The sequence below is a fragment of the Alkalibaculum bacchi genome (assembly GCF_003317055.1).
GTDB classification, from domain to species: Bacteria; Bacillota; Clostridia; order Eubacteriales; family Alkalibacteraceae; genus Alkalibaculum; species Alkalibaculum bacchi.
Window position 1 is genome coordinate 1 of sequence record NZ_QNRX01000012.1, and the last position, 20,325, is coordinate 20,325.

Genomic DNA, 20,325 nt, shown 5'->3' on the forward strand with positions numbered 1-20,325 from the left:
AGAACATCAAGTATTGTTCTTAAAAAATCATCATCTCACCGCAGCATAATTTCAAACATCACTTTTTATAGTTAACTTTTCCATTGTTCGTGTTTTGATAATGGTTTGTTTGCTATACTAAAAAACCGATAATAATATTTCTTAAAAAAATTATTGACAAGACTTAGCTGGTCTTATCACCTTATTCAACAATTGGCACAAATTCTGAATATCGTTGATTTAATGCATAATCATCGATACAAAAACCTATAACAAAATCCTTGTTCGGTAAATCCATCAATTGAATTTGTGGTTTTTCTTTTATTATAAAAGGTTTTCCTTGGACATCTTCTGTTTCTTTTGTGTTTGTATTGTAGATTTTAAATAAAGGCTTAATCACATCCCCTTGATTTATAGGAATCGTCTCTTTTCTTACTGCCATGCTTTCTGGTATAACTCCGTGCCACGCTCCTATGATTTTGTATTCCTCTTCGTCTTCATACTTGGCTACTCTTATATTTGCATATTCTTCGTTGAGGATCACAGGAAGAGAATAGATAATATAATCCTCTTGAATATTTGTCGGACAAGTATATACTAAATGACCATTTAAGCTCATCCATTTATTATTAAAGTCTACCTCTAATTGTCCTATTTTTTCGTCGTATATTGTCTTAGGATTACCACCATATAATAAAATTTGTTCTTCGTCTATTTCTTCTCCTAATACTAGCACGGAATTGCTGACATTCCTTGCATCTTCTTCTTTTACTGCCAGACGATAATTTCCACCTCTATTTTGGATACTTTCACTTGCTAGCTCTACTCCTGTTTGGTCATTTGACGCTACTTCTGTATATCTGCTTAAGAATTGATTGTACTCTTCTGAAAAGCCTATGGTTTGATATATTGGTAGCTCATATACGAGGTTTTCTTTATTGTAATAAGGAAAATAGACCGATATCCCGCTACTATCCTGCTTAGATTTTCCCTTTACTTGATAAACCACCGCATCTCTTACGTCTTCAATAATACGTTCCTTATCCTCTGCATACTGAGAATCTAAGTTTTTTGCTAAGTCTCCTAAATCAATCATATTGCTATATCCCTCTTCAGGAGATTGTCCACCATAGGATTCAGATCTGCTTACACTATTGGAAATCTGATTGAAGGTCCCTAAATCGGTTATGGTTTCGCTGGCTTTGCCTATAAATTTTTCAAAGGACTTGGTTAATTCGTCTGTTTTTCTTAAGTCGATGATGGATAAAGTGACAAAGTCCCCTTGAGATCTGGCTTGAGCATCTTTATTAAATCCATCTGCAATGGCTTTACCAAGTTCAATTTTATCTATATTGCCTTTAGCGGCTTCTTTTAAAAAGGAGCTATATTCCCAACCCATAGCCGGCTCTAATTCCGTTGAAGCCACAAGATAATTAGAATAAGGCGCTGCCATATTAGCCGTTTCTAAAGAAGCCATCAGGCAAGCATCGAATCCGATAATCTCTAGTTTTTTATTTGTAGTCTTATACGCTTCATCTAGACCTCGTCTTAATTCTGCTAAAAGAAGTGTATCATAATTATACTTTTCATCGTATCCAAATCCCGATATTGCTCCACCACCATGATTCCATAAGATCAAGACATGTTTTTGTGCAGGATAATTTTCTACTCCCCAAGTGATAAAGTCTCTTAGGGTATCCCCATCGCCCATATTCTTTTGACCTAAGTCTGCCAAATGTGTCATATTGCTCTTTTGTACTAGCCATCTTTGATTTTGGCTAGGGTCTATATAGTAGTTATTCCACTTATTTGTGCCCCCTGTTTCAATAACGATGTTTATATTGTCATTTGAGCCTACTTTCATCATTTCATACAAGTCTTCAGTCCCTGCACTATATTCGCTCTCTAGGTCAGAGCCATTCATATAAATTAAAAAGGTGTATTCTTTTTCTTTATCACCTTGAGATTTTGTATTCCCTGATGCGCAAGCAGTGCAAAACAGCAAAACAAAAAGCAACAATCCCGTTATTTTCTTCAAATCCAAACCCTCTTTCTAAAGCATATGGTTTAGTATTTGCCAGTTTAGGAAAAAAATTTATGCTGTTACTAATATTGTTTTTTTAAGGTGGTCAGGTGGTCAGGCGGTCAAATATGCGACTTATGTCGCAGTGAACAATGAATATTGAACAGTGAATAATGAACAATTTAAAAGACTAATAAAACTCGCATATTTGTACTGTTCAATGTTCACTACTCATTCTTCATTGTTCATTAAAACTTAATTATTTAATACCAACCGTCCACTTTCCGCAAAAAGCAAGAAAAGGCCAGCCTTCGCTGACCTTTTCCATTGCACATAAAGATTATTATAGGGGGATAACCTTAGTGTTGATATGTAGTATTTTAAGGTATAATTCTTAAATAAAGCTTAAAAATAAAGGGTAAGGAGAATTGTTATGAAACTTTTTAAATATATGTACACAAATTATAAAGAAAATGACTTTGCTTATTTATCAGCTCAAACATCTTACTTTTTGCTATTGTCTTTTATCCCTCTTTTGATATTTATCTTTACTATCTTAGGGAGTTTTAACTTGCCTACGCAAGATCTCTACACCTATTTAAAATCGGTGCTGCCTAGTCCATCTTATACTACTGTTACCTCTATTCTCTCAGAGGTATTATCTGCTGAGCCTATTAATATTATGTCTCTATTACTTGCTCTGTACTTTGCATCAAAAGGTGTTCGTGCTTTAATCGTGGCATTAAACAAAGCCTATTGTGAGGATGAGTGTCGGAAATTTTTTCACTTATATACCTTGTCCCTGATTTTTACTCTTTTATTTGTACTTACCTTGGTGCTTATGCTTTTTTCTTTGGTATTTGGAAGGGTAATCGGTGAGATGGTGTTTGATTTTTTAGGAATTCATAGTAATTTTAATGTTATTTGGGTTTATATAAGATATATCATCACCATACTCTTTTCAGTGGTAACTTTTTCTTTTATTTATAAATACGCACCCAGCTGCAAAAGCTATAAGTTAAAATTTAAAGATGTCATTGGAGGCGCCATATTTACTACTGTCAGCTGGACAATAGCCTCTACATTATTTGCTTATTACGTAAACAACTACAATAATAGTTATTCTACTCTATATGGAAGTCTAGGCGGATTTTTTGCACTACTCGTTTGGCTGTATTTTTCGAGTACGATTATCATTTTAGGTGGCGAGGTGAATTCGTATTTTTTTAATCGCTAATTACGAGTCCATAGTCTCTAGTACCCAGTGATTCCTTTAAGGTCAAGACAATCTCTTCACGCGTTGAGCTGCCGTTGAACGATAATTAGCTGCTACTGCTGTAATGCAAGAAGAGCGCATTAGTCGCTAGTCATTAGTCTTTAGTTAGTCACTAGCATTTGGGTATTCCTTTTGGGTCAAGATCCTTCGCTTACGCTCAGGATGACTGAACTAGAAGTTAAGGTTAAAAGTAGAACTTTCCTAATATACAAGAAAGTGCCTCTGGCACTTTAGCCATCAGCAATCAGCTACCAGCCATCAGTGCTAGGGTCGAATCTCATAGGTCAAAGATTCAACTACACATAAAGATAGCTTATATAATAGTTAAATTTAAAAGTAGAACTTTCCTAGTACATAAAAACAAGCCACAAATAGTGGCTTATTACGGACGAACACTGTTCTCCCTATGTGCTGAGATATGAGAAGTAAGATGAGGGAAGTGCAACCTAACTCGCCTAAAGGCGAGAAAGGTTTCGCTGACCACCTGACCACCCGATCACCTGACCACCTTATTTCAAAATCAGCAGCGGCGCATAATCTGCAACTTGCTCTTCCCCGTCTAACTTATTATCCGTCAATAATTTATCTACTGTAGTGCTGTTTGCTTTAGCGATTTCCCATAGGCTTTCTTGTGGTTGCTTGTAGTGAGCTTTTATGCTGTAAAATTCGCCTATTTCTTCTACTACCTCTTCTTCTACTTCATTTACTGATTTCACTAAATTTAATTTAATTTTCTTAAAGAAGTTTCCTTTTACTATGATATTTGATTCTACTCCAATAGAATTACCTCTTAAAGTAGATTGTAGTTGATCTACAGCAATGTTAAAATCAAATAATTCCTGCTCATCACTCTTAATGTCTATACTGTAAGAGAATGGGATTTCCTGTTCTACTTTTTCAATCATTTCTATTTCAGATAGAAGAAAGGATGTTTTAAGTACTCCATCAATCTTCAATTGATTATCTGCTATTTCACTAGAGCTAACTAATATTTGGGCATCAGATAACAATATTTTTTCTACAGGCATTTCAGTTTCAAAGGTGATTTCGTCATTGATTGCTATATCACCTTGAAAATCTTCTGTTAAGCAATACGTCTTTATAACCTCTTTTTCAATATTGCTTTTAACTTCTGGGCTATATAAGTCCTGTATGTTTTCAATTTCTATACTTTCATAGAAAGTAATATCTGTGCTGACTACAAAGTCATAATTTAAAGATAGCAATTCTGTTTCTGGGTCTAATGCAAAGTCAATGTTCTGGCTTTTAATTTTGGGTGCATAGAAGAAATCATCAATATTTTCCACACCATATTTTTCAATAAATTGGCTAATATTCACACTATGGTGAATATTTTTATATTCTTTTCTTTCCTCTGTATCTTCTGAATATAAAGTATCAATATTTACTTTTCCTGTAATTAGCACTCCACTAGGAGATTTACTTGACTTCATTTCTGAAAATACAAATGAGCTGTCAATAACCTTTAATGACAATTCATCTTTTTCATCCATAGTAACGGATTCATTAAAGGATAGTTCTTCCATGTCCTTTAGTGCAGATACGGTAATGGTGATTTTGTCTTGTAATTTTTGAATATTGGCCATTTCTTTTACATCTGCTAAAAGAGGGAAATTGCTCTTTTTAATCATCTTGCCCTCAACCTGAATGATGCTTCGAATATTTACTTTACGGCTATTTGTAATTCGATAATCTACATGCTCAAGATTGGCTTTGATGAGACACTCTACGTCTCCTTCTAAATCGCTAAGTTCTGCTGAATACTCAAAAGGCGCCACAACTTCCGCACAATCTAAATAACCACCTTCTGCTACATAATACACTTTGTAATTTACGTCTCCCTCAATATTCAGTACATTTCCTTCAATGATTTGAGAAGATGGATCTACTTCTCCATTAATGTGGAGAATACTTCTCATATTAGGTTTAAAGTCCGGTATCTTTATAATTTCTTCTAAACTTGTCTGTGTATTAAAAGCATTTACTTCTTGATCTAGAGTAATGTATTCTCTAACCAATTCAAAAGGCATATTATTTCCCCCTTAATATTTTCACGATAATTTCTTTCTTAATATCTTTATTAAGGAAAGGGACAAAAAATGACCAAACAATAAAAATATTTATTATTTGGTCATTTTTAGCTGCCAGTCACTAGTCTCTAGTCACTAGATTTTGTCACCTTCGGTGACATATCGCTAGGGGCTAGCGTCTAAAGACTCCCTTTGATTGCTTCGCAATCAAAGGGTAGCTACCATGACTGCTTTAATGGTGTGCATGCGATTTTCTGCTTCGTCAAATACTTTTGAATGGTGGCTTCTAAACACTTCATCCGTTACTTCCATTTCTTTGATACCGTACTTTTCGTAAATATATTGTGCAAATTCTGTATTTAAGTCATGGAAGGAAGGAAGACAGTGTAAAAAAATCACGTCTTTATTTCCTGTTTTCTTTATAGTGTCCATTGTAATCTGATATGGAAGTAGTAATTTAATTCGCTCCTCTTCTTTTTTCTCTTCACCCATAGAAATCCAAACATCCGTATAAAGGACATCTGCGCCCTTTATACCTTCTTCTATATTGTCGGTTATTTCAATGGTTCCGCCAGTTTTAGCTGCTACTTTTTTCATATCTTTTAGAAGCGTTTTATCTGGATACAATTCCTTAGGAGCTACTTCTACAAACTTCATGCCCATCTTTGCCGCACCAACCATCAGCGAATTTGCCACATTATTTCGAGCGTCACCTATGTAAACAATTTTTACATCTTTTAATGGTTTATTGACATGTTCCTTTATTGTTAGAAAATCAGCTAATATTTGAGTAGGATGATATAAATCTGTTAAGCCATTCCATACTGGCACTCCTGAGTATTTACTTAATTTTTCAACGGTCTCTTGTTTAAATCCCCTAAACTGAATGCCATCATAAAATCGACCCAATACTCTAGCTGTATCTTCAAGAGATTCTTTTTTTCCCATTTGGCTATTACTCAAATACGTTACATTAGCACCTTCATCATAAGCTGCCACCTCAAAAGAACAACGGGTTCTTGTAGATGCCTTCTCAAAAATCAGCACGATGTTTTTTCCTGATAATCTCTTATCTTGTATACCTAATAACTTTTTCTTTTTAAGGCTTAATGCAAGATTTAATAAATAATTTATTTCATCTTGAGAATAATCTCTCAATGTTAGTAAACTCCTATTTTTTAAATGAACCGCCATATTGCTCCTCCCCCTTTTCAATGCATAATATACATCAATATTCATATTTAAAGCTTTAAACCCTGCTAAATATGAATAACTTTACATATTTTTTTATAATTATACACATTTCAGAAGAGAAATGCAAGAGTTTTGTTGTTCATTTAAGAAGAGCGCCTGCGGCGCATTAGTCGCTAGCAATTAGTCTTTAGTCACTAGCATTAGGGGATTCCCTCTGGGTCAAGATCCTTCGCTTGCGCTCAGGATGACTGAGCAGGAGCTAATGTTAAAAGTAGGATTTTCCTATTACACAAGGTAAAAAGAGCCACCAATGGTAGCTCTTTTAGGGTGAATAGGATCATTCGCAGGTGGGTATGAATTTTTAGCCGTTACCACTCATTCTGCAACCTTGGCAGCGATGAAACTGCTGCTAAGGTCGCGACATTCGTCAAATGAAAGCGTACGCTTTCATTTGCGTGTTTTTGTGCTTATACAAGCAAATTAGCAAGCTATTTGCTTGTATAAACAAAAAACACTAATAGAAACTTAGTGTTTTCGCTTGCCTCTTTGTTACACGAAAAAAACTGTATATTATACAGTTTTTATCCATATACTATATTCTGTTCGCTATCACATAATGTCAATTCTACATTACGGGTTAATAAGTCTGAATAACAAAATGACATTTTCCTTGGACTTTTGTTTTCTTCCTCAACTTCGATAACAAATATACTAGGATATGCTCCTTCTATTATTCCCTCTTTTATAACAACTCTTTTTCGACTTTTGCTTGCTTTTAACATTACTCTGTGACCTACATACGATGACAATCCTTCTTTAATTTCAGATATAGTCATATTTTTACTCATTCAATCACCTCTATTTTTAAATTATAACACATCAAATTGAATAAGTCAAATTAAAATATTATAACAGATTCATGCAAACCATGTCAATAACAAATTCTATTTATTATTTGCAGTTTTTTTACATTATATCCATAAAACATTTTATAAATACTTTTTTGTTCTATTTTAATATAAATCTGCACAATTTTTTTAATAATTATACGTCTATAATAAGACCAGTATAATATAGAGAAGCCCTTGCTGTGCATTAATCGCTAGTCTTTAGTTACTAGCATTGGGGTGTATTCCTTTTAGGTCAACATTCTTCACTAGGGCTCAGAATGACCCGCGTAGGAGCTACGTCTAAAAGTAGAACTTTCTTAGCTAAATAAAAACGCGAAAGCATTTTTACCTTCGCGTTTAAACAATTATCTAAATATGTTCTCTAATTTATTCCAATCTGCATTAAGAGTATCGCCTGTACCATTAATAAATTCTTCTATTCTATCTCGATCTTCCGTAAAGTACACTCTGGTAATACTTGGATCTTCTCTTTTTATTTCATTAGAAAGGGCTTCTTTTGTTTTTTCACTTAACTGATTATTATCTAAATCCAAACCTACGTAACAAGTATCATCATTGATTACAACAGTGGAATCCTGAACTTCATCTTTTCTATTACAAATTTCTTCGATACGATTTGTTAAAGCTGAATCCCCTAATGCAGAATTTCTATAGTTGTTGTTTGTTCCATTGTTATTTGTATTTCCATTATTGTTTGTGCGGTAATTATAATTACTAGCTCCGTTATTCCGCACCATATTATCTATACCATTAGAATTACCTAAGCCATCGTAATTGGTATTTGTATCATACTGATTTACAAATCCCCTCTGTCTGCCATTAGTACTAGAATCATCCACATTATACATACCCTCACCATAAGAATTGTTTCTTGTAGTATTATTTCTTGCAGCATCATCTCTATTCGTAGTACATCCAACACCTAATAAAGCTATTAAAGAAACGATTGTTACTACAGTAATAAACTTCTTTTTCATATTATTTATGTCCTCCTTCTTTTCAGTTGATAGTATTATTGTGATAAAATAGAGGACTAAATATGCTACCAATTTTTATTAATAATTTTTTTACAAAAAATTAAGGCGATAAGTTGGTAAGGTGATAAGGTAGTAAGCAAAACACATTAGCCACCGTTGATGGCTTTAATGAAGGAGAACATAGTTTTCTCCTATTATTTATTTTTACTTTTTAATATCAACTAGTCCTGTGACTGTTGTAGTCACAGGACTAGTTTTCTCTTGTTACATATTATTATGCATAATTTGCTTATTTAATGGCGGCTTTACTGGTCTTCTCGGAATGACAATCTTTCCTGTATGTACATCTACATAGAGTAGCCAATAACCCATGGGTTCGCTTTTTACTACATCTTCAGATTGCCAATACAAATATCCTGTACTGCCCCTAAAAGGTTGCTCTTGCATATAAAATCTTCCTGGTATGCCATACACAAAGTATTTTAGCAACTTTTTATCTCCTGAATCTTCTGTTACTACGCCAAAAATCCAGTCTCTTGAAATAGCATGAATATTTTTATAATTCATAAAGGGATAAATCATAGGCATTAAATAGCCATTGTACAAAATACAATAGTATTGAATATCTGTATCAAATTCCTTGACATACCACCATTTATGATTTTGAATACGTTGTTTAAATGGATCTGCTAGTTCAAGAATATTATCTAATTTATCTAAATTCTCCCATAGATAAAAAATAGTATTATTAAAAATCCCCCCTTTATTTTCTGTTTTATCGCATCCTTCCGTCTCAGATTTTGGAGTAGATTCATTTATTTTGTCCGCATATTTTTTTTCTATTGTTTCTTTTAATATTTCTCTATCTACCGTAGGATTTTCTTCCGTAGTTTCAGAAAAATTTAAATCAGGAGTAATGATCTCATCTTTATCCTCATTTTTAAGCTCATCAGTGGAACTTTCTTCTAAAGGCTCCTTAAGTTCTTCTACTTTAATTGGCTCTTTAACTTTAACTACTTCTGATTCGTTATTCTTAACTTCTTTTTTCCCTTCGATAGCCTTAGAGACATTCTTTTTTTCCGATACTTTTTGATTTCCTTTAAAGTAAACAATCTCTTTGATATTAATAGAATCTCTATTCACTAGATAGGCTACAAGGACAATGCTTCTAGGATCTCTTAAAGGATAGATTGCAATAGCTTCAATCTTTTCTAAGCTTTCTTCTACGGTAATAATGTAATCCACCTTATTTTGACCAGTAAAGTTGCCCACATTCTTTACTTTTTGCCCCTCTAAAAACACATCTATTCCGTATTCTTCAGACTTTATTCCCTCAATAAATACTTTAGCTGTCGTTTTACCTTTACTCTCATTTAATTGGATATGTCCCTTTAAACTCTTAGAATGAACTGCATATCCTGAATCTATTACTTCAAGAAAAATGAATTTTCTCTGTTGCATGTCTATACCCCTCTCATAACTTGTTTATTTATTATTATGAGGGGTGTGTATTTTTTAGAATAAACAAAGTATAAATTTCTAATTATCTTTTTATATTTTCTTAAATGCTCGTAAAGCCTTATTCTATGTGCTTTCGAGTATTTTTACTGTAGGAAGATACTTCACGTTTCTTTGCATATTTCCTCATGTCTTAGCTGTCAGAAGTGGTAAATAAGTAGTAAATTCATTTGTACTACTAAGCAACAAGACGCTCCTGTTGCTTCTCTTTATTCAAGCGTTTCATTTCTGCCATTGCAGAATCGAATGTTGCATGTGCGTAATAGTTCAGCGTCATGGCTATATTAGCATGTCCCATAATGTACTGTAATGCCTTTGGATTCATTCCTGCATTTGCATAGTTGGTACAGAATGTATGTCGCAAACTATGTGGAGTGATGTGTGGCAATTTATCCTCGTTATACTTATTGTATTTCTTAACAAGACCTTTCATCATGCCGTTGTAATCACTTGCCACTTTTGGATAGTTCTTTCTATTAAGAAAGAGGAAATCACTATATCCATCAATCTCAACACGCTTATCATTCTTTCGATTCGCTAACACTCGCTTAAATGCTTGATAGGCTTCTTCAACCATAGGAACTTGACGTTCGCCACTTTTGGTCTTTGGTGTTTCAATGTAGTACCCAATTTCAGTATCTCTCAATAGCTGATGGTCTATATTGACAAGACGATTCTCAAAATCTAAATCTGGAAGTGTCAAACCACCAAACTCTGAAATACGAAGACCTGTTTTTAAGAGTATCAGAATTTCATCATAATTTTTGCTGTAGGTTTTATCAGCTTTTGCAAAGGCTAACAGTTTTTCTTCCTGTTCTTCTGTTAGTACGGTCTTAGGGACAGTATCATCATCAAGAACTGCTTTCAGTTGAAAGTCAAATGGATTCTTCCGAACACAATCATCTTGTATAGCAATATAGAATGAAGCCTTTAAAGAACGTTTGTAGTTATTGATGGTTTGATAAGCATAACCATTTTCACTCATTCTAATAGCCCATTCTTTAGCGTCTGATGGCTTAATACTGTCAATACTTCTTACACCTAACTTGTCTTTCTTCAAAATATCCATAAGATATTTGCGTCCAGTTTCAGTGTTTTTTCTAACCTTTGGTCTTTGAGCGTTCTGTTTTGCGTAAAGCTGGCAGAGTGTCATTTTCTTTCCTACAACATCAATACCATCATGAATGTCTTTCTGTAACTCTGCGATTTTCTCTCTAAGTGAGATACAATCACGCTTTCCTGCTGGTACTCGGTCTGTAGCCACAAGTTTCCACGAGTAAACAAATTGCGGTTCTCCAAATGAATCTATATATTTGTATAAGTATCTTCCGTCTTTTCGTTGGCTCTCTCCAGTCTTTAAGATTCGACCTTTATTGTCACGTCTTTTTTCTGACATGGCATTTGCTCCTTTCCTTTATGGAAAGAGCCTTGATACGACTTAATACTATTTTATCATATACAAGACCCTTTGGCGACGCTAGATTGCGTCCAATGTATCTATAATTTTTTCAAATTGTTTTCGTTTAATCTGAATACGATTGCCATTCATAATCAGCCAATTTGCATTTTTATTTTCCTCTGCCAAGCGTCGTAGCTTGTTTTCGCCAATACGAAAATATTTTGACGCTTCTTCAATGGTTAGGGTATAACGTTCCCAAATAGGAATGTCAGTCTGCTTCATAAAATCCTCCTTTCCAAATCACTTATTTGGATTTCATAAAAGTTGTTTTACCAGCAATCGAACAGCTTTAGCAAAGCTCACGGGAGTTCCACCCCTGCATGGTTCTCATGTAGCCATACTCATTGCCTGCGACGGTTTTATCACGCTCGGACTATTGACTGTATGGGAGTATCATTATCACGATAAGAATGTCGTTGCAGGCAATCCTGCTAAAGATTGCTTCTCGGATCACTAACATGAATCGCTCGCTATCTTTATAAGATAGGTCATGGCGGTTAGTTCCGTTGGCTCTTTTCTTATCGAAACGTATTCGATTACTTTTATTCAGTTTTCAAAGAACAATGGCTCGTTAGCCTATCAAAACACATTGAAAGCTCAATATGCTTTGGTGGAATAACAAACCTCCCTGTTCGGGAAGCGTGGAATGGTTTAGCACGCTTCCACGAAAGGAGAGAGGATATTACTTAATTTCAAATGACAAAATCTTTGTAATCAGTCTGGTTTCCATTCTTCCACGTAAGACTTCATCAACGACCATACTTTGATTGCCATATTCATCTTTCATAAGTCGTAGGGAACGCTTCGTTATGTACCCTCTGTAATGATGTAGAATCTGGTTAATCGCTTCGGTATCGCCATCTGTTGCCTTTACAATGAGAGGAAAGGGAATCATAGGATATTGTGTTTTCATTCTTCAAATTCCTCCATAAACTTTTTAATTAAGGCTAGTCCACTGGTTCTATGCCGATAGACAGTAGAACGGTTCAATTTCAACAGGTCTGCAATTTCTGAATCGCTCATGTCCATAAAGTAAAACAGCAGTAGAATTTCACGTTTCTTGTCTGGCAACTCACGTAATGCTTCACTCAACAAATCATTTTCAACGCCTACTGATAACCCATTGAGTGTAAAAATCTGAAAGTCAGTTGAATAGTTATCTGTTGTCGCAAACTGGCTAACAAGATAATCGCCAACATCCGAAAAGGACACCTCACGCTTTGCAATCCTTGAAAGATAAAGCATATAATTCTTTCGCTCGTCTTCCATAGCACGTTTACAGATATAGTCAAACTGATTTTCTATTGTGGTCTGAAAAGAAGATGGTTTCATGTTTCTCACCCCCTTTCTGTCTAGGAAAGGAAGTGAGCCTTGCTCGTTTATCTCCTTTCACTCTTAGTCCCAATGTGAAAGGGGGATTTGTTGCATTACTGATAAATAAACTTTGTAAAAAAGTTCTGAATAGCCAAAAAAGCATATAAACAGATTTATTTCTCTGTTTACATGCTTCTGTTATTCTATCTATATGATTTATAAAACCACATTGGTGGACGTACTTATCTATTGCAGATAGACGACTTTTTTTGACAAGAACCCAATGTAAGGAAATTTATTGTATATGATGTACTTCATGGCGACGTTGACCTCCAACAAACCGCCATTTGGAAGTAATATACAATATTTTAACAGCGTAAATAGCACTACCATATAACGGTTTTTTTTATTGGCGTTTAGTAGTGCTTTTTATTAAATATAAACCTATAAACCATATAACACGTTTTTCTATACCTGTTTTTAATTCAGTAGGAACAATAAAATGTATAGAGGTGGTCTACTATGCGTAAAAAAGAAGATAAATATGATTTTAGAGCCTTTGGTTTAGCCATTAAAGAAGCTCGATTGAAACGAGGTTTAACTCGTGAACAAGTGGGAGCATTGATTGAAATTGACCCACGGTACTTAACTAATATTGAAAATAAAGGGCAACACCCCAGCATACAAGTTCTTTATGACCTTGTATCGTTACTTCATGTTTCCGTTGATGAATTTTTCTTACCTGCTAATAACTTGGTAAAAAGCACCCGACGATTACAGATAGAGAAATACATGGATAGCTTTACAGACAAAGAACTATCCTTAATGGAATCTTTAGCCAGCGGTATCAACGAAGCAAGAAACATCGAAGACTAATTAAAAGAATCCATACATAACGGAAAGAGCCGATAAAATGAGATTGTATTAATCTCATTTTATCGGCTCTGCGTCTTTGCGTCTGGCTCTGTAATCACAGTTACTTTGAACTGCTTTATTTCAATTAAATTTTCTTGTCTGCATTTCGGACAATAGAGGGGGAATTTTTTTAATTCAGTATCTTCCCTTATCTTTAATCGTGTTTTATTTCCACATACAGGACACAATATCCACTTGTAGTTTATAATAACTATCTCCTCCTTTACACTTTAATTCAAATCTTTATTAAAAAATATTTCATCTTATTTAACAAGAAACCATATTTATATAACAACATAAAATACACTAAGTTATTTTATTGAACATATATCGTACTTTATCTATCCGACTATTTGGACGACGGGGCTGGCAAACAGGTTCACCGGTAGTAACATGGTACCCTTTTAACTCTGTTAAACAAACACTACGTCCATTTGTAAAGAAAGTTAAATCACTACGATATTCTTGAATACACCGAGCAGGGATTTCTCCACTAAGAATGACCTCATTATTTTTCAATTGAGTGTCTACGATGTTCGCACAATATTTAGGAGCATCGTTGTATGCTCGTGAAAGATATTCCTGTGGCGCATAAATTTTAAAACTAAGATATGGCTCTAACAATTCTGTTCCAGCTTTTTTTAAGACTTGTTCCAATACAATAGGAGCAAGCATCCGAAAATCTGCTGGGGTACTAACAGGGCTATAGTATAAGCCATACTTAAAACAGATTTTACAGTCCGTCACATTCCAACCATACAATCCTTGTTCACAGCCATAGCGTATCCCCTCCATAACTGCATTTTGAAACGATTGATTTAAGTATCCAAGAGAAACCGAGCTCTCATACTGTACTCCGCTCCCTAATGGAAGCTGTGCTACAGATAGACCAATGGAAGCCCAGAAAGGATTCGGTGGAACTTCGATGTGAATGGTATACTCTGCTTTTTTTAACGGTCTTTCCATATAAATGACTGTAGGCTCTTTTATTTCTATCTCCACATGATACTTTTCTTGCAGCAGAGCACAAGTCACTTCCATTTGTACTTTCCCTAAGAAAGAAAGTATGATTTCATGTGTCGCAGAATCCACATAATATCGCAGAAGCGGGTCACTGTCGGAGATTTCTAAAAGTGCATCAAGTAACATTTCCCTTTGTTGAGGTTTGCTCGGTTCAACAGTCGTTTGCAGCAGAGGGAGGGGATTTTCAATTCTCTCTCTCTGTGGCAATAGCTTTGTATCTCCAAGAACACTATTTAACTTCAAAAACTCATTCTGCAAAATAACAATTTCCCCGGAATAAGCCTTATCGATTTTACATAATTCACCATTTATTGAAGTATACATTTCTGTAATTTTTATTTTTTCCTTTTCCGATATTCTAACCGAATCTCGCAAATGCAGTACGCCACTATAAAGACGTATATATGCAAGACGCTGTCTTTTTTCCGAATACTCAATTTTGAAAACTTTTCCGCAAAGTTCAGACTGACCTCGATGTGTTGATGAATAAAATTTATTCGTAATCACTTCTATAAGGTTATCAATCCCTATATTGTTTTTTGCACTTCCGTGATAAACAGGGAACAGGGAACAATTATGAAATCTTATGCTTTCCTCTTGTTCGAGTTCTAATGCTTCCAATAATTTCCCAGACGTATATTTCTCCAAAAGGTAATCATTTCCTTCTATTACCATATCCCATTGTTCAGATTCGGTAAAGTTCATTACACGCATATTAGGATGCAGTTCTACCTTCTGTTTGATTACAATTTCCGCAGAAAGTTTCTCTTTAATATCCTGATAAACCGTTGATAAATCAATTCCATTTTGGTCAATCTTATTGATAAAAAAGATTGTGGGAATACCTATTTTCCTAAGTGCATGAAACAATATACGAGTTTGTGCTTGTACGCCATCTTTTGCAGAAATCAGTAGAATTGCCCCATCTAATACTGATAATGAACGATATACTTCTGCTAAAAAATCCATATGTCCTGGCGTGTCTATGATGTTCATCTTAGTATTTTTCCACTGAAAAGAGGTTATCGCCGTCTGAATTGTAATTCCTCTCTGACGTTCTAAAAGCGTATTATCCGTTTTCGTTGTACCTCTGTCCACGCTTCCTAATTCTGTAATCGCTCCACTGTTATATAATAAGCTTTCTGTTAAGGTAGTTTTTCCCGCATCAACATGAGCTAAAACTCCAATATTAATAATTTTCATGTGATTTTCCTCCATTCAAAAGCCCAAAAGGGCATAAAAATCCCAGTGATAAATACTCTTATCACTGGGATTTTTATGCATAACCATAGGCATACAAAGCATACAGATATTCTCCGGATACTTTAGAATCACATGATAAAGGTATTCTTAAACTGGGTACAAAAAACTAAGCCCTCCTAAAAAAGGACATCCAATTATTTGTTCCCACTATCAAATTGACAGTTTATTTAAGAATACCTTGCCGCATATTTATTAACTCCTTTTAAATAGATACTTAAATAATAGCACGTAAGAGCATATTTGTAAAGGAATCTCCAATTTTTTATCAAAGAGAGTACGTGATTACAAAATAGCTGTAATAATGTACCAATATTTGTTATTCTATAATCTTCCAATTACTCCCGTTCTTTTCAAGTACCAAATCAAATTGAGATACCTGCGTTGCTTTGGTCTGCTGGTCGATATACTCCACTGTCAGCGATACCGTGACTTGATTATCCTTACGATTGTGAATAGGATTTACCAGTTCTTGAAAGATGTACTCTTTTCCGATTGGTTTTAATATCCCGTCATTCACATAGTAGGAAAGTTCACTGGCTGTCGCTGTAGGATAGAGCTTGAAGAACGTCGTTAAAAACTCATTGATTTCATTGGTTGTAATGGAATCAACCGTCCCCTCACTTTCAATGGCTTTTGGTTTATAACTTGATTTCTTAGGTATGTTGGTAATGGTCGGATTCTTAACCAGTACCATATTTCCAGAACCATCTACATAGACACTCACTATATAAGCAGAGTGGACGGTCTTTGTATTTTCTCCCTCTGTAATGAGCTGGTCTACACTGTAGGTTACATTAAACTCATTGTCGCCAGTTGGCTCTACCGTCCATATCTGAAATCCTCTTACAGAAGACGATACAGGAATATCTTTGCGTACTGTATCAACATTGAGAGCTTGAAGTTCATCTGTCAGATAGCCTTTTAGACTTTCCATTCGATTATCAATGGACTTATCGGATTGCTCCCATGAATAGTAGACTTTCGCAAAGTTCTCTACAAAATTTTCTACATGATGAGTATCAACGTATTCCTTTTCTATGATAGTTGTTTCGTGAATAGTATGAGTATCTATAGCTGTAAAGTGCTTGAATATCGCAAAGCTGAAACTAAGCCCTAAAAGTACCCACAAGGCAATCACAACCTTTTTATGAGGATTGACCTTATAGACACGAGGTTTCTTTTCCTTTGGTATCTGTTTTTCTTTATTCTGATTTTTTCTAAATTTCATCATTAAATCTTCCTTTCTCATTGTTTGATTCGTCCTGCTCCCACTAAATGCTGTTGCCAGTAGGGGCTTGTTAAGTCGGCATAACCGATTGGGTCGCCTGCATGAAACATACGGTTATTGCCAAGGTATATCCCAACATGAGTAATATAAGAGCCAGCGTTATAGGTAGAATGAAAGAAAACCAAATCGCCAGCTTGTGCTTCCGATAGTGGGATATGCTGGGTCACATCATATTGCTGTTGTGCGGTTCGTGGTAAGTTAATTCCAGCTTTTCCATACGTCCATTGTGTCAGTCCGCTACAATCAAAAGAAGTAGTCGGGGAAGCTCCACCGTAAACGTATCGCCAGCCCTCATATTTCAGTGCTTCGTCCATGATGGCTTGTACCGTATCATCATCAAACTCTGTTGTGACAAGATACTGCGTTACCAGTTGCACATAAAACATATTGCCATAGTTGTATCGCCAGCCCCCATTGATAGGTATGGCTATGGGATTGGGGTAAGACACTTTTTCGCCACCTGAATACTCTTTTGAGAAACTTTGAGCCAGTTCAAAGGTATATTTATTTCCACGATTAGCCACATACCCTAAGAAACCACCACCATAATTGTAGGACTGGATAACCGATTCTAAATCTACACTGAGCCTTTCGCTACTGGCTAATAATTCACTGAAATACTTCACACCTTGCTTAATGGATTCTTCTGTACTCAATGAATTAGGTGGAAGACCGAGGGATTCCGAGGACTGCATAACATCTTCCGCAGTACCGCCCGATTCCACCTGTATAATCGCAAGAAGTATGTTGACATATTCTTCAACGCCATATTCTTTGGCATATTTTTCTACCATAGGCTTATGAGCCAGCACTTCTGCGGAAACATTCACACCTCCATAATGAATATTGGAAATTCCGCTGTCCTGTTCATCTGAAAATAAAATGGCAACAAACAGAAGCAGTGAGAAGACCATCAAGAATAATCCAGAACCACCAATCACTAAAGTTTTCAACTTCATGGTTTCTTACCGACTTTCTTAATGGTGGCGGTTTTGATTGGTGGTCTACTTCTTGTATTTTGTAGTGGTACTCTTTGAACAGTAGACGGACGTTCTTTTGTGATTGGACGTTGTGAAGTTCTATCTGCTGTAGTGGTTGAAGTTGCTGGCTTTTGAACGGTTTTTTCTTGAACGGTATTGCCTTGGCGTTCCACTTTTGGACTTGAAAAATCGGACTTAACTGCTGGACGCTCTTGTTTGGCTTGTTGAGATTCCTTATATGAAGTCTGAATATTAGACTGTTTTGAGGTCTGTTCATCATGATATTGTTCTTGTCTTGTAGTCGGTCTTTCATGAACAGAAGAAGCAGGCTGTTTTTTCTGTTTGACCTGTTCCATTTCAGAGCGACGCTTCGCAATGGTTTTTCGCCTTTGTTCCTGCTGTTCCTTGCGTCCACTGGCTCTGTCCGCTTTGGTTTGAGAAATACTACTGGTTAAATCACGGACATTCTCTTTTACTTTGGATTTTCCTTGATATACTGCATATCTTGCATTGGTCGGCAAATCTTTAACCTGTTCTTTCAAACCACTAGCAGTGTCTACCATTCTGTCTTTGGTATCAGCTACTGTACCGATGGTTTGACCGATACGTTTTCCAAGTGTTGATTTTTCCTTTCCGTCTGGTCGGGAGTGATCTGCTTGTGTCCTTGCAGAACTCCCCGAACCCGACTGTCCTTTTTTACCTGTAACAATGGCAGACCCAGCCCCTAGAGTAGTCATGGAACGTCCAAGTTTCCGCTGTAGACGGTGCATGTGAGCGTGCATAAGCATACGAGGTTTTCTCATCACACGACTTCCCACACTTTGAGAATCGTTACTCTGTAGAGAAAACATACTCATTAAATCGCCCAGCTTGAAGTAGATTCCTGCAAAGGTCACAATCTGTAGAAAAGCAATCAAAAAGAACGGATAACCAGCCGATAAGGTATAGAGCATGGTTGAAATACTAAATGCTGTCGTAATAATCAATGTGATTCCAGCTCGTGTCAAAATGGTATTAAAGAGCTTTGTTATGGCTCGTTTTGACATACCATCAAATGATGGAATCATGCTTAAAATAAAGCTCACAGGCAGAAACATAGCATAGATGATAAAAAGTACCTGCGAGAAAATCATGATTCCTGTTAATAGGAATACAAATATGGAAATCCCAATATTGAAGACAAATAGGAAGAAGACTGTACCTAAACGGTTAATGGTCTTTGTAATGGTTAGATTGGTATTGCTTCTGTCTTCAATTTCTTCCGCAACAATTTTTTCTCTGTCTTCGCCATTGTTGGAATCTGGGCTGGTGGAGAGCAGGCTTTCCACACGGTCAATACCGATACTTTCAATGTCTGAACTGTTGTATTGAAGCAGTAGCCACGGTTGCTGAACCTGTATGGAAAACAGGCTATCTCTGATTAAGTCCACGCTGTCCTTGCCTTGACTATCGGAATGGGGCATGACAATCTTCGTGCCAAGTGATAAACTGGCATTACTGATGTCTGATGAAAAGTCATTGATTTTTTTAATGTAGTCGGGAGCGTAGGCAATAAAGGAAGCCGATAGGATAAACACCAGCACAAAATTCATAATGGCATGAATTGCCTTTGTGGTTTCTCTCTTTATCAGTCCCGTATAGGCAACATAAACCCCAAGAACCAAAATCAAGAGTAAGAGGAATCCAACATAGAAACCCTCTGTTGAAAATCCGTTTGCACTCACACCAGCTAAGGTCTGCATATTCTTACCAATGGAATCTGCTGTAGCGGAAATGAAGTCTAAGGAATAGGCTTCCTGTACTAAGTAACCTGTCGCATTGGAAACATACAAACTGATTGTCCAAATAAAATTGGTAATGGCATATAGTCCATACATGACCTGTTTTCCAATCCCGTCCGACCAGTTCCACGGAAGCCAGCCCCAGCTATTATCCACATAAAAATCCAGTTGATAGTTTTCAAGTGGGTATCGGCTGTATTCATTTGCCACATTGACCGTATCATCTACCAAGCCCGCAGCTTGAACCACCGTTCCCAGCATGGCTAAAAGAAAAATGGCAATCACAAGTGTGAAAGCCACTGTCATTGCCACTTTACCTAGACGTTTCAGCGTCCAGTTTGATTTTATTCTGTTTACTATTGATGGTTTCACA

At 35.8% G+C, this 20,325-nt stretch carries 17 protein-coding genes and 1 pseudogene; 2 read left to right on the forward strand and 16 right to left on the reverse strand.

The genetic code is table 11. The features are described from left to right. Positions 1 to 181 precede the first annotated feature (181 nt). Positions 182 to 2,017 (reverse strand): clostripain-related cysteine peptidase, encoded by a 1,836-nt coding sequence (locus DES36_RS09475; protein ID WP_113920985.1) that lies wholly within the window; start codon positions 2,015 to 2,017, stop codon positions 182 to 184. Between the two features lie 418 nt (positions 2,018 to 2,435). On the opposite strand from DES36_RS09475, the gene DES36_RS09480 reads away from it, so the two are divergent. Beyond that, positions 2,436 to 3,239 (forward strand): YihY/virulence factor BrkB family protein, encoded by an 804-nt coding sequence (locus tag DES36_RS09480; protein ID WP_113920986.1) that lies wholly within the window; start codon positions 2,436 to 2,438, stop codon positions 3,237 to 3,239. 548 nt (positions 3,240 to 3,787) lie between these two features. Here DES36_RS09480 and DES36_RS09485 read toward each other — a convergent pair. From DES36_RS09485 to DES36_RS09530, 9 genes are all read right to left on the reverse strand, one after another. Next, positions 3,788 to 5,329 (reverse strand): DUF3794 domain-containing protein, encoded by a 1,542-nt coding sequence (locus DES36_RS09485; RefSeq protein WP_113920987.1) that lies wholly within the window; start codon positions 5,327 to 5,329, stop codon positions 3,788 to 3,790. A 207-nt stretch (positions 5,330 to 5,536) separates the two neighbouring features. Further along, positions 5,537 to 6,523 (reverse strand): ornithine carbamoyltransferase, encoded by a 987-nt coding sequence (gene argF / locus DES36_RS09490; RefSeq protein ID WP_113920988.1) that lies wholly within the window; start codon positions 6,521 to 6,523, stop codon positions 5,537 to 5,539. Between the two features lie 581 nt (positions 6,524 to 7,104). Beyond that, positions 7,105 to 7,371, reverse strand: coding sequence for a Veg family protein (locus tag DES36_RS09495; RefSeq protein WP_113920989.1), 267 nt, complete (start codon positions 7,369 to 7,371; stop codon positions 7,105 to 7,107). Between the two features lie 407 nt (positions 7,372 to 7,778). Continuing rightward, positions 7,779 to 8,411, reverse strand: a complete 633-nt coding sequence (locus DES36_RS09500) for a YhcN/YlaJ family sporulation lipoprotein (protein ID WP_113920990.1) — start codon at positions 8,409 to 8,411, stop codon at positions 7,779 to 7,781. A gap of 264 nt (positions 8,412 to 8,675) precedes the next feature. Continuing rightward, entirely contained in the window at positions 8,676 to 9,872 is a 1,197-nt protein-coding gene (locus DES36_RS09505; RefSeq protein ID WP_113920991.1) for a hypothetical protein, read from the reverse strand. Positions 9,873 to 10,107: 235 nt separating this feature from the next. Then, a complete protein-coding gene (locus tag DES36_RS09510; RefSeq protein WP_001291561.1) occupies positions 10,108 to 11,325 on the reverse strand; it encodes a tyrosine-type recombinase/integrase in 1,218 nt (405 codons plus the stop codon). An 81-nt stretch (positions 11,326 to 11,406) separates the two neighbouring features. Continuing rightward, the gene (locus tag DES36_RS09515; RefSeq protein WP_000814511.1) at positions 11,407 to 11,610 is read right to left on the reverse strand and encodes an excisionase; all 204 of its coding nucleotides are present in this window, start codon (positions 11,608 to 11,610) and stop codon (positions 11,407 to 11,409) included. A 460-nt stretch (positions 11,611 to 12,070) separates the two neighbouring features. Then, on the reverse strand, positions 12,071 to 12,301 hold the full coding sequence (locus DES36_RS09525; protein WP_000857133.1) for a helix-turn-helix domain-containing protein: 231 nt from the start codon (positions 12,299 to 12,301) through the stop codon (positions 12,071 to 12,073). Then, entirely contained in the window at positions 12,298 to 12,720 is a 423-nt protein-coding gene (locus DES36_RS09530) for a sigma-70 family RNA polymerase sigma factor (RefSeq protein ID WP_000804885.1), read from the reverse strand. The genes DES36_RS09525 and DES36_RS09530 overlap by 4 nt, the downstream gene beginning before the upstream one ends. Before the next feature lie 504 nt (positions 12,721 to 13,224). Between DES36_RS09530 and DES36_RS09540 the strand changes: the two genes are divergently transcribed. After that, the gene (locus DES36_RS09540; protein ID WP_001227347.1) at positions 13,225 to 13,578 is read left to right on the forward strand and encodes a helix-turn-helix transcriptional regulator; all 354 of its coding nucleotides are present in this window, start codon (positions 13,225 to 13,227) and stop codon (positions 13,576 to 13,578) included. A 59-nt stretch (positions 13,579 to 13,637) separates the two neighbouring features. Here DES36_RS09540 and DES36_RS09545 read toward each other — a convergent pair whose 3' ends face one another. The 6 genes and pseudogenes from DES36_RS09545 to DES36_RS09570 all read right to left on the reverse strand — a co-directional run bounded on the left by DES36_RS09545 (position 13,638) and on the right by DES36_RS09570 (position 20,312). Beyond that, positions 13,638 to 13,826: a cysteine-rich KTR domain-containing protein gene (locus tag DES36_RS09545; RefSeq protein WP_012962334.1), complete on the reverse strand. Its 189-nt coding sequence runs from the start codon at positions 13,824 to 13,826 to the stop codon at positions 13,638 to 13,640. Positions 13,827 to 13,923: 97 nt separating this feature from the next. Beyond that, positions 13,924 to 15,843 (reverse strand): tetracycline resistance ribosomal protection protein Tet(M), encoded by a 1,920-nt coding sequence (gene tet(M), locus DES36_RS09550; RefSeq protein ID WP_026389858.1) that lies wholly within the window; start codon positions 15,841 to 15,843, stop codon positions 13,924 to 13,926. A gap of 15 nt (positions 15,844 to 15,858) precedes the next feature. After that, positions 15,859 to 15,906, reverse strand: a pseudogene (locus tag DES36_RS15490) (hypothetical protein); the annotation flags it as partial. Between the two features lie 313 nt (positions 15,907 to 16,219). Beyond that, positions 16,220 to 17,152 (reverse strand): conjugal transfer protein, encoded by a 933-nt coding sequence (locus tag DES36_RS09560; RefSeq protein WP_001224318.1) that lies wholly within the window; start codon positions 17,150 to 17,152, stop codon positions 16,220 to 16,222. Further along, positions 17,149 to 18,150 carry a bifunctional lytic transglycosylase/C40 family peptidase gene (locus DES36_RS09565; protein WP_000769868.1) on the reverse strand — a complete coding sequence of 334 codons (1,002 nt, stop codon included), beginning with the start codon at positions 18,148 to 18,150 and terminating at the stop codon, positions 17,149 to 17,151. Before DES36_RS09565 ends, DES36_RS09560 begins: the two co-directional genes overlap by 4 nt. Beyond that, positions 18,147 to 20,312 carry a CD3337/EF1877 family mobilome membrane protein gene (locus tag DES36_RS09570; protein WP_430516984.1) on the reverse strand — a complete coding sequence of 722 codons (2,166 nt, stop codon included), beginning with the start codon at positions 20,310 to 20,312 and terminating at the stop codon, positions 18,147 to 18,149. The genes DES36_RS09565 and DES36_RS09570 overlap by 4 nt, the downstream gene beginning before the upstream one ends. Positions 20,313 to 20,325 lie beyond the last annotated feature (13 nt).

Coding starts and splice junctions, on each gene's coding strand:
- DES36_RS09480 (WP_113920986.1), top strand. CDS start 2,436: ATGAAACTTTTTAAATATATGTACACAAATTATAAAGAAAATGACTTT.
- DES36_RS09485 (WP_113920987.1), bottom strand. CDS start 5,329: ATGCCTTTTGAATTGGTTAGAGAATACATTACTCTAGATCAAGAAGTA.
- argF (WP_113920988.1), bottom strand. CDS start 6,523: ATGGCGGTTCATTTAAAAAATAGGAGTTTACTAACATTGAGAGATTAT.
- DES36_RS09495 (WP_113920989.1), bottom strand. CDS start 7,371: ATGAGTAAAAATATGACTATATCTGAAATTAAAGAAGGATTGTCATCG.
- DES36_RS09500 (WP_113920990.1), bottom strand. CDS start 8,411: ATGAAAAAGAAGTTTATTACTGTAGTAACAATCGTTTCTTTAATAGCT.
- DES36_RS09505 (WP_113920991.1), bottom strand. CDS start 9,872: ATGCAACAGAGAAAATTCATTTTTCTTGAAGTAATAGATTCAGGATAT.
- DES36_RS09510 (WP_001291561.1), bottom strand. CDS start 11,325: ATGTCAGAAAAAAGACGTGACAATAAAGGTCGAATCTTAAAGACTGGA.
- DES36_RS09515 (WP_000814511.1), bottom strand. CDS start 11,610: ATGAAGCAGACTGACATTCCTATTTGGGAACGTTATACCCTAACCATT.
- DES36_RS09525 (WP_000857133.1), bottom strand. CDS start 12,301: ATGAAAACACAATATCCTATGATTCCCTTTCCTCTCATTGTAAAGGCA.
- DES36_RS09530 (WP_000804885.1), bottom strand. CDS start 12,720: ATGAAACCATCTTCTTTTCAGACCACAATAGAAAATCAGTTTGACTAT.
- DES36_RS09540 (WP_001227347.1), top strand. CDS start 13,225: ATGCGTAAAAAAGAAGATAAATATGATTTTAGAGCCTTTGGTTTAGCC.
- DES36_RS09560 (WP_001224318.1), bottom strand. CDS start 17,152: ATGAGAAAGGAAGATTTAATGATGAAATTTAGAAAAAATCAGAATAAA.
- DES36_RS09565 (WP_000769868.1), bottom strand. CDS start 18,150: ATGAAGTTGAAAACTTTAGTGATTGGTGGTTCTGGATTATTCTTGATG.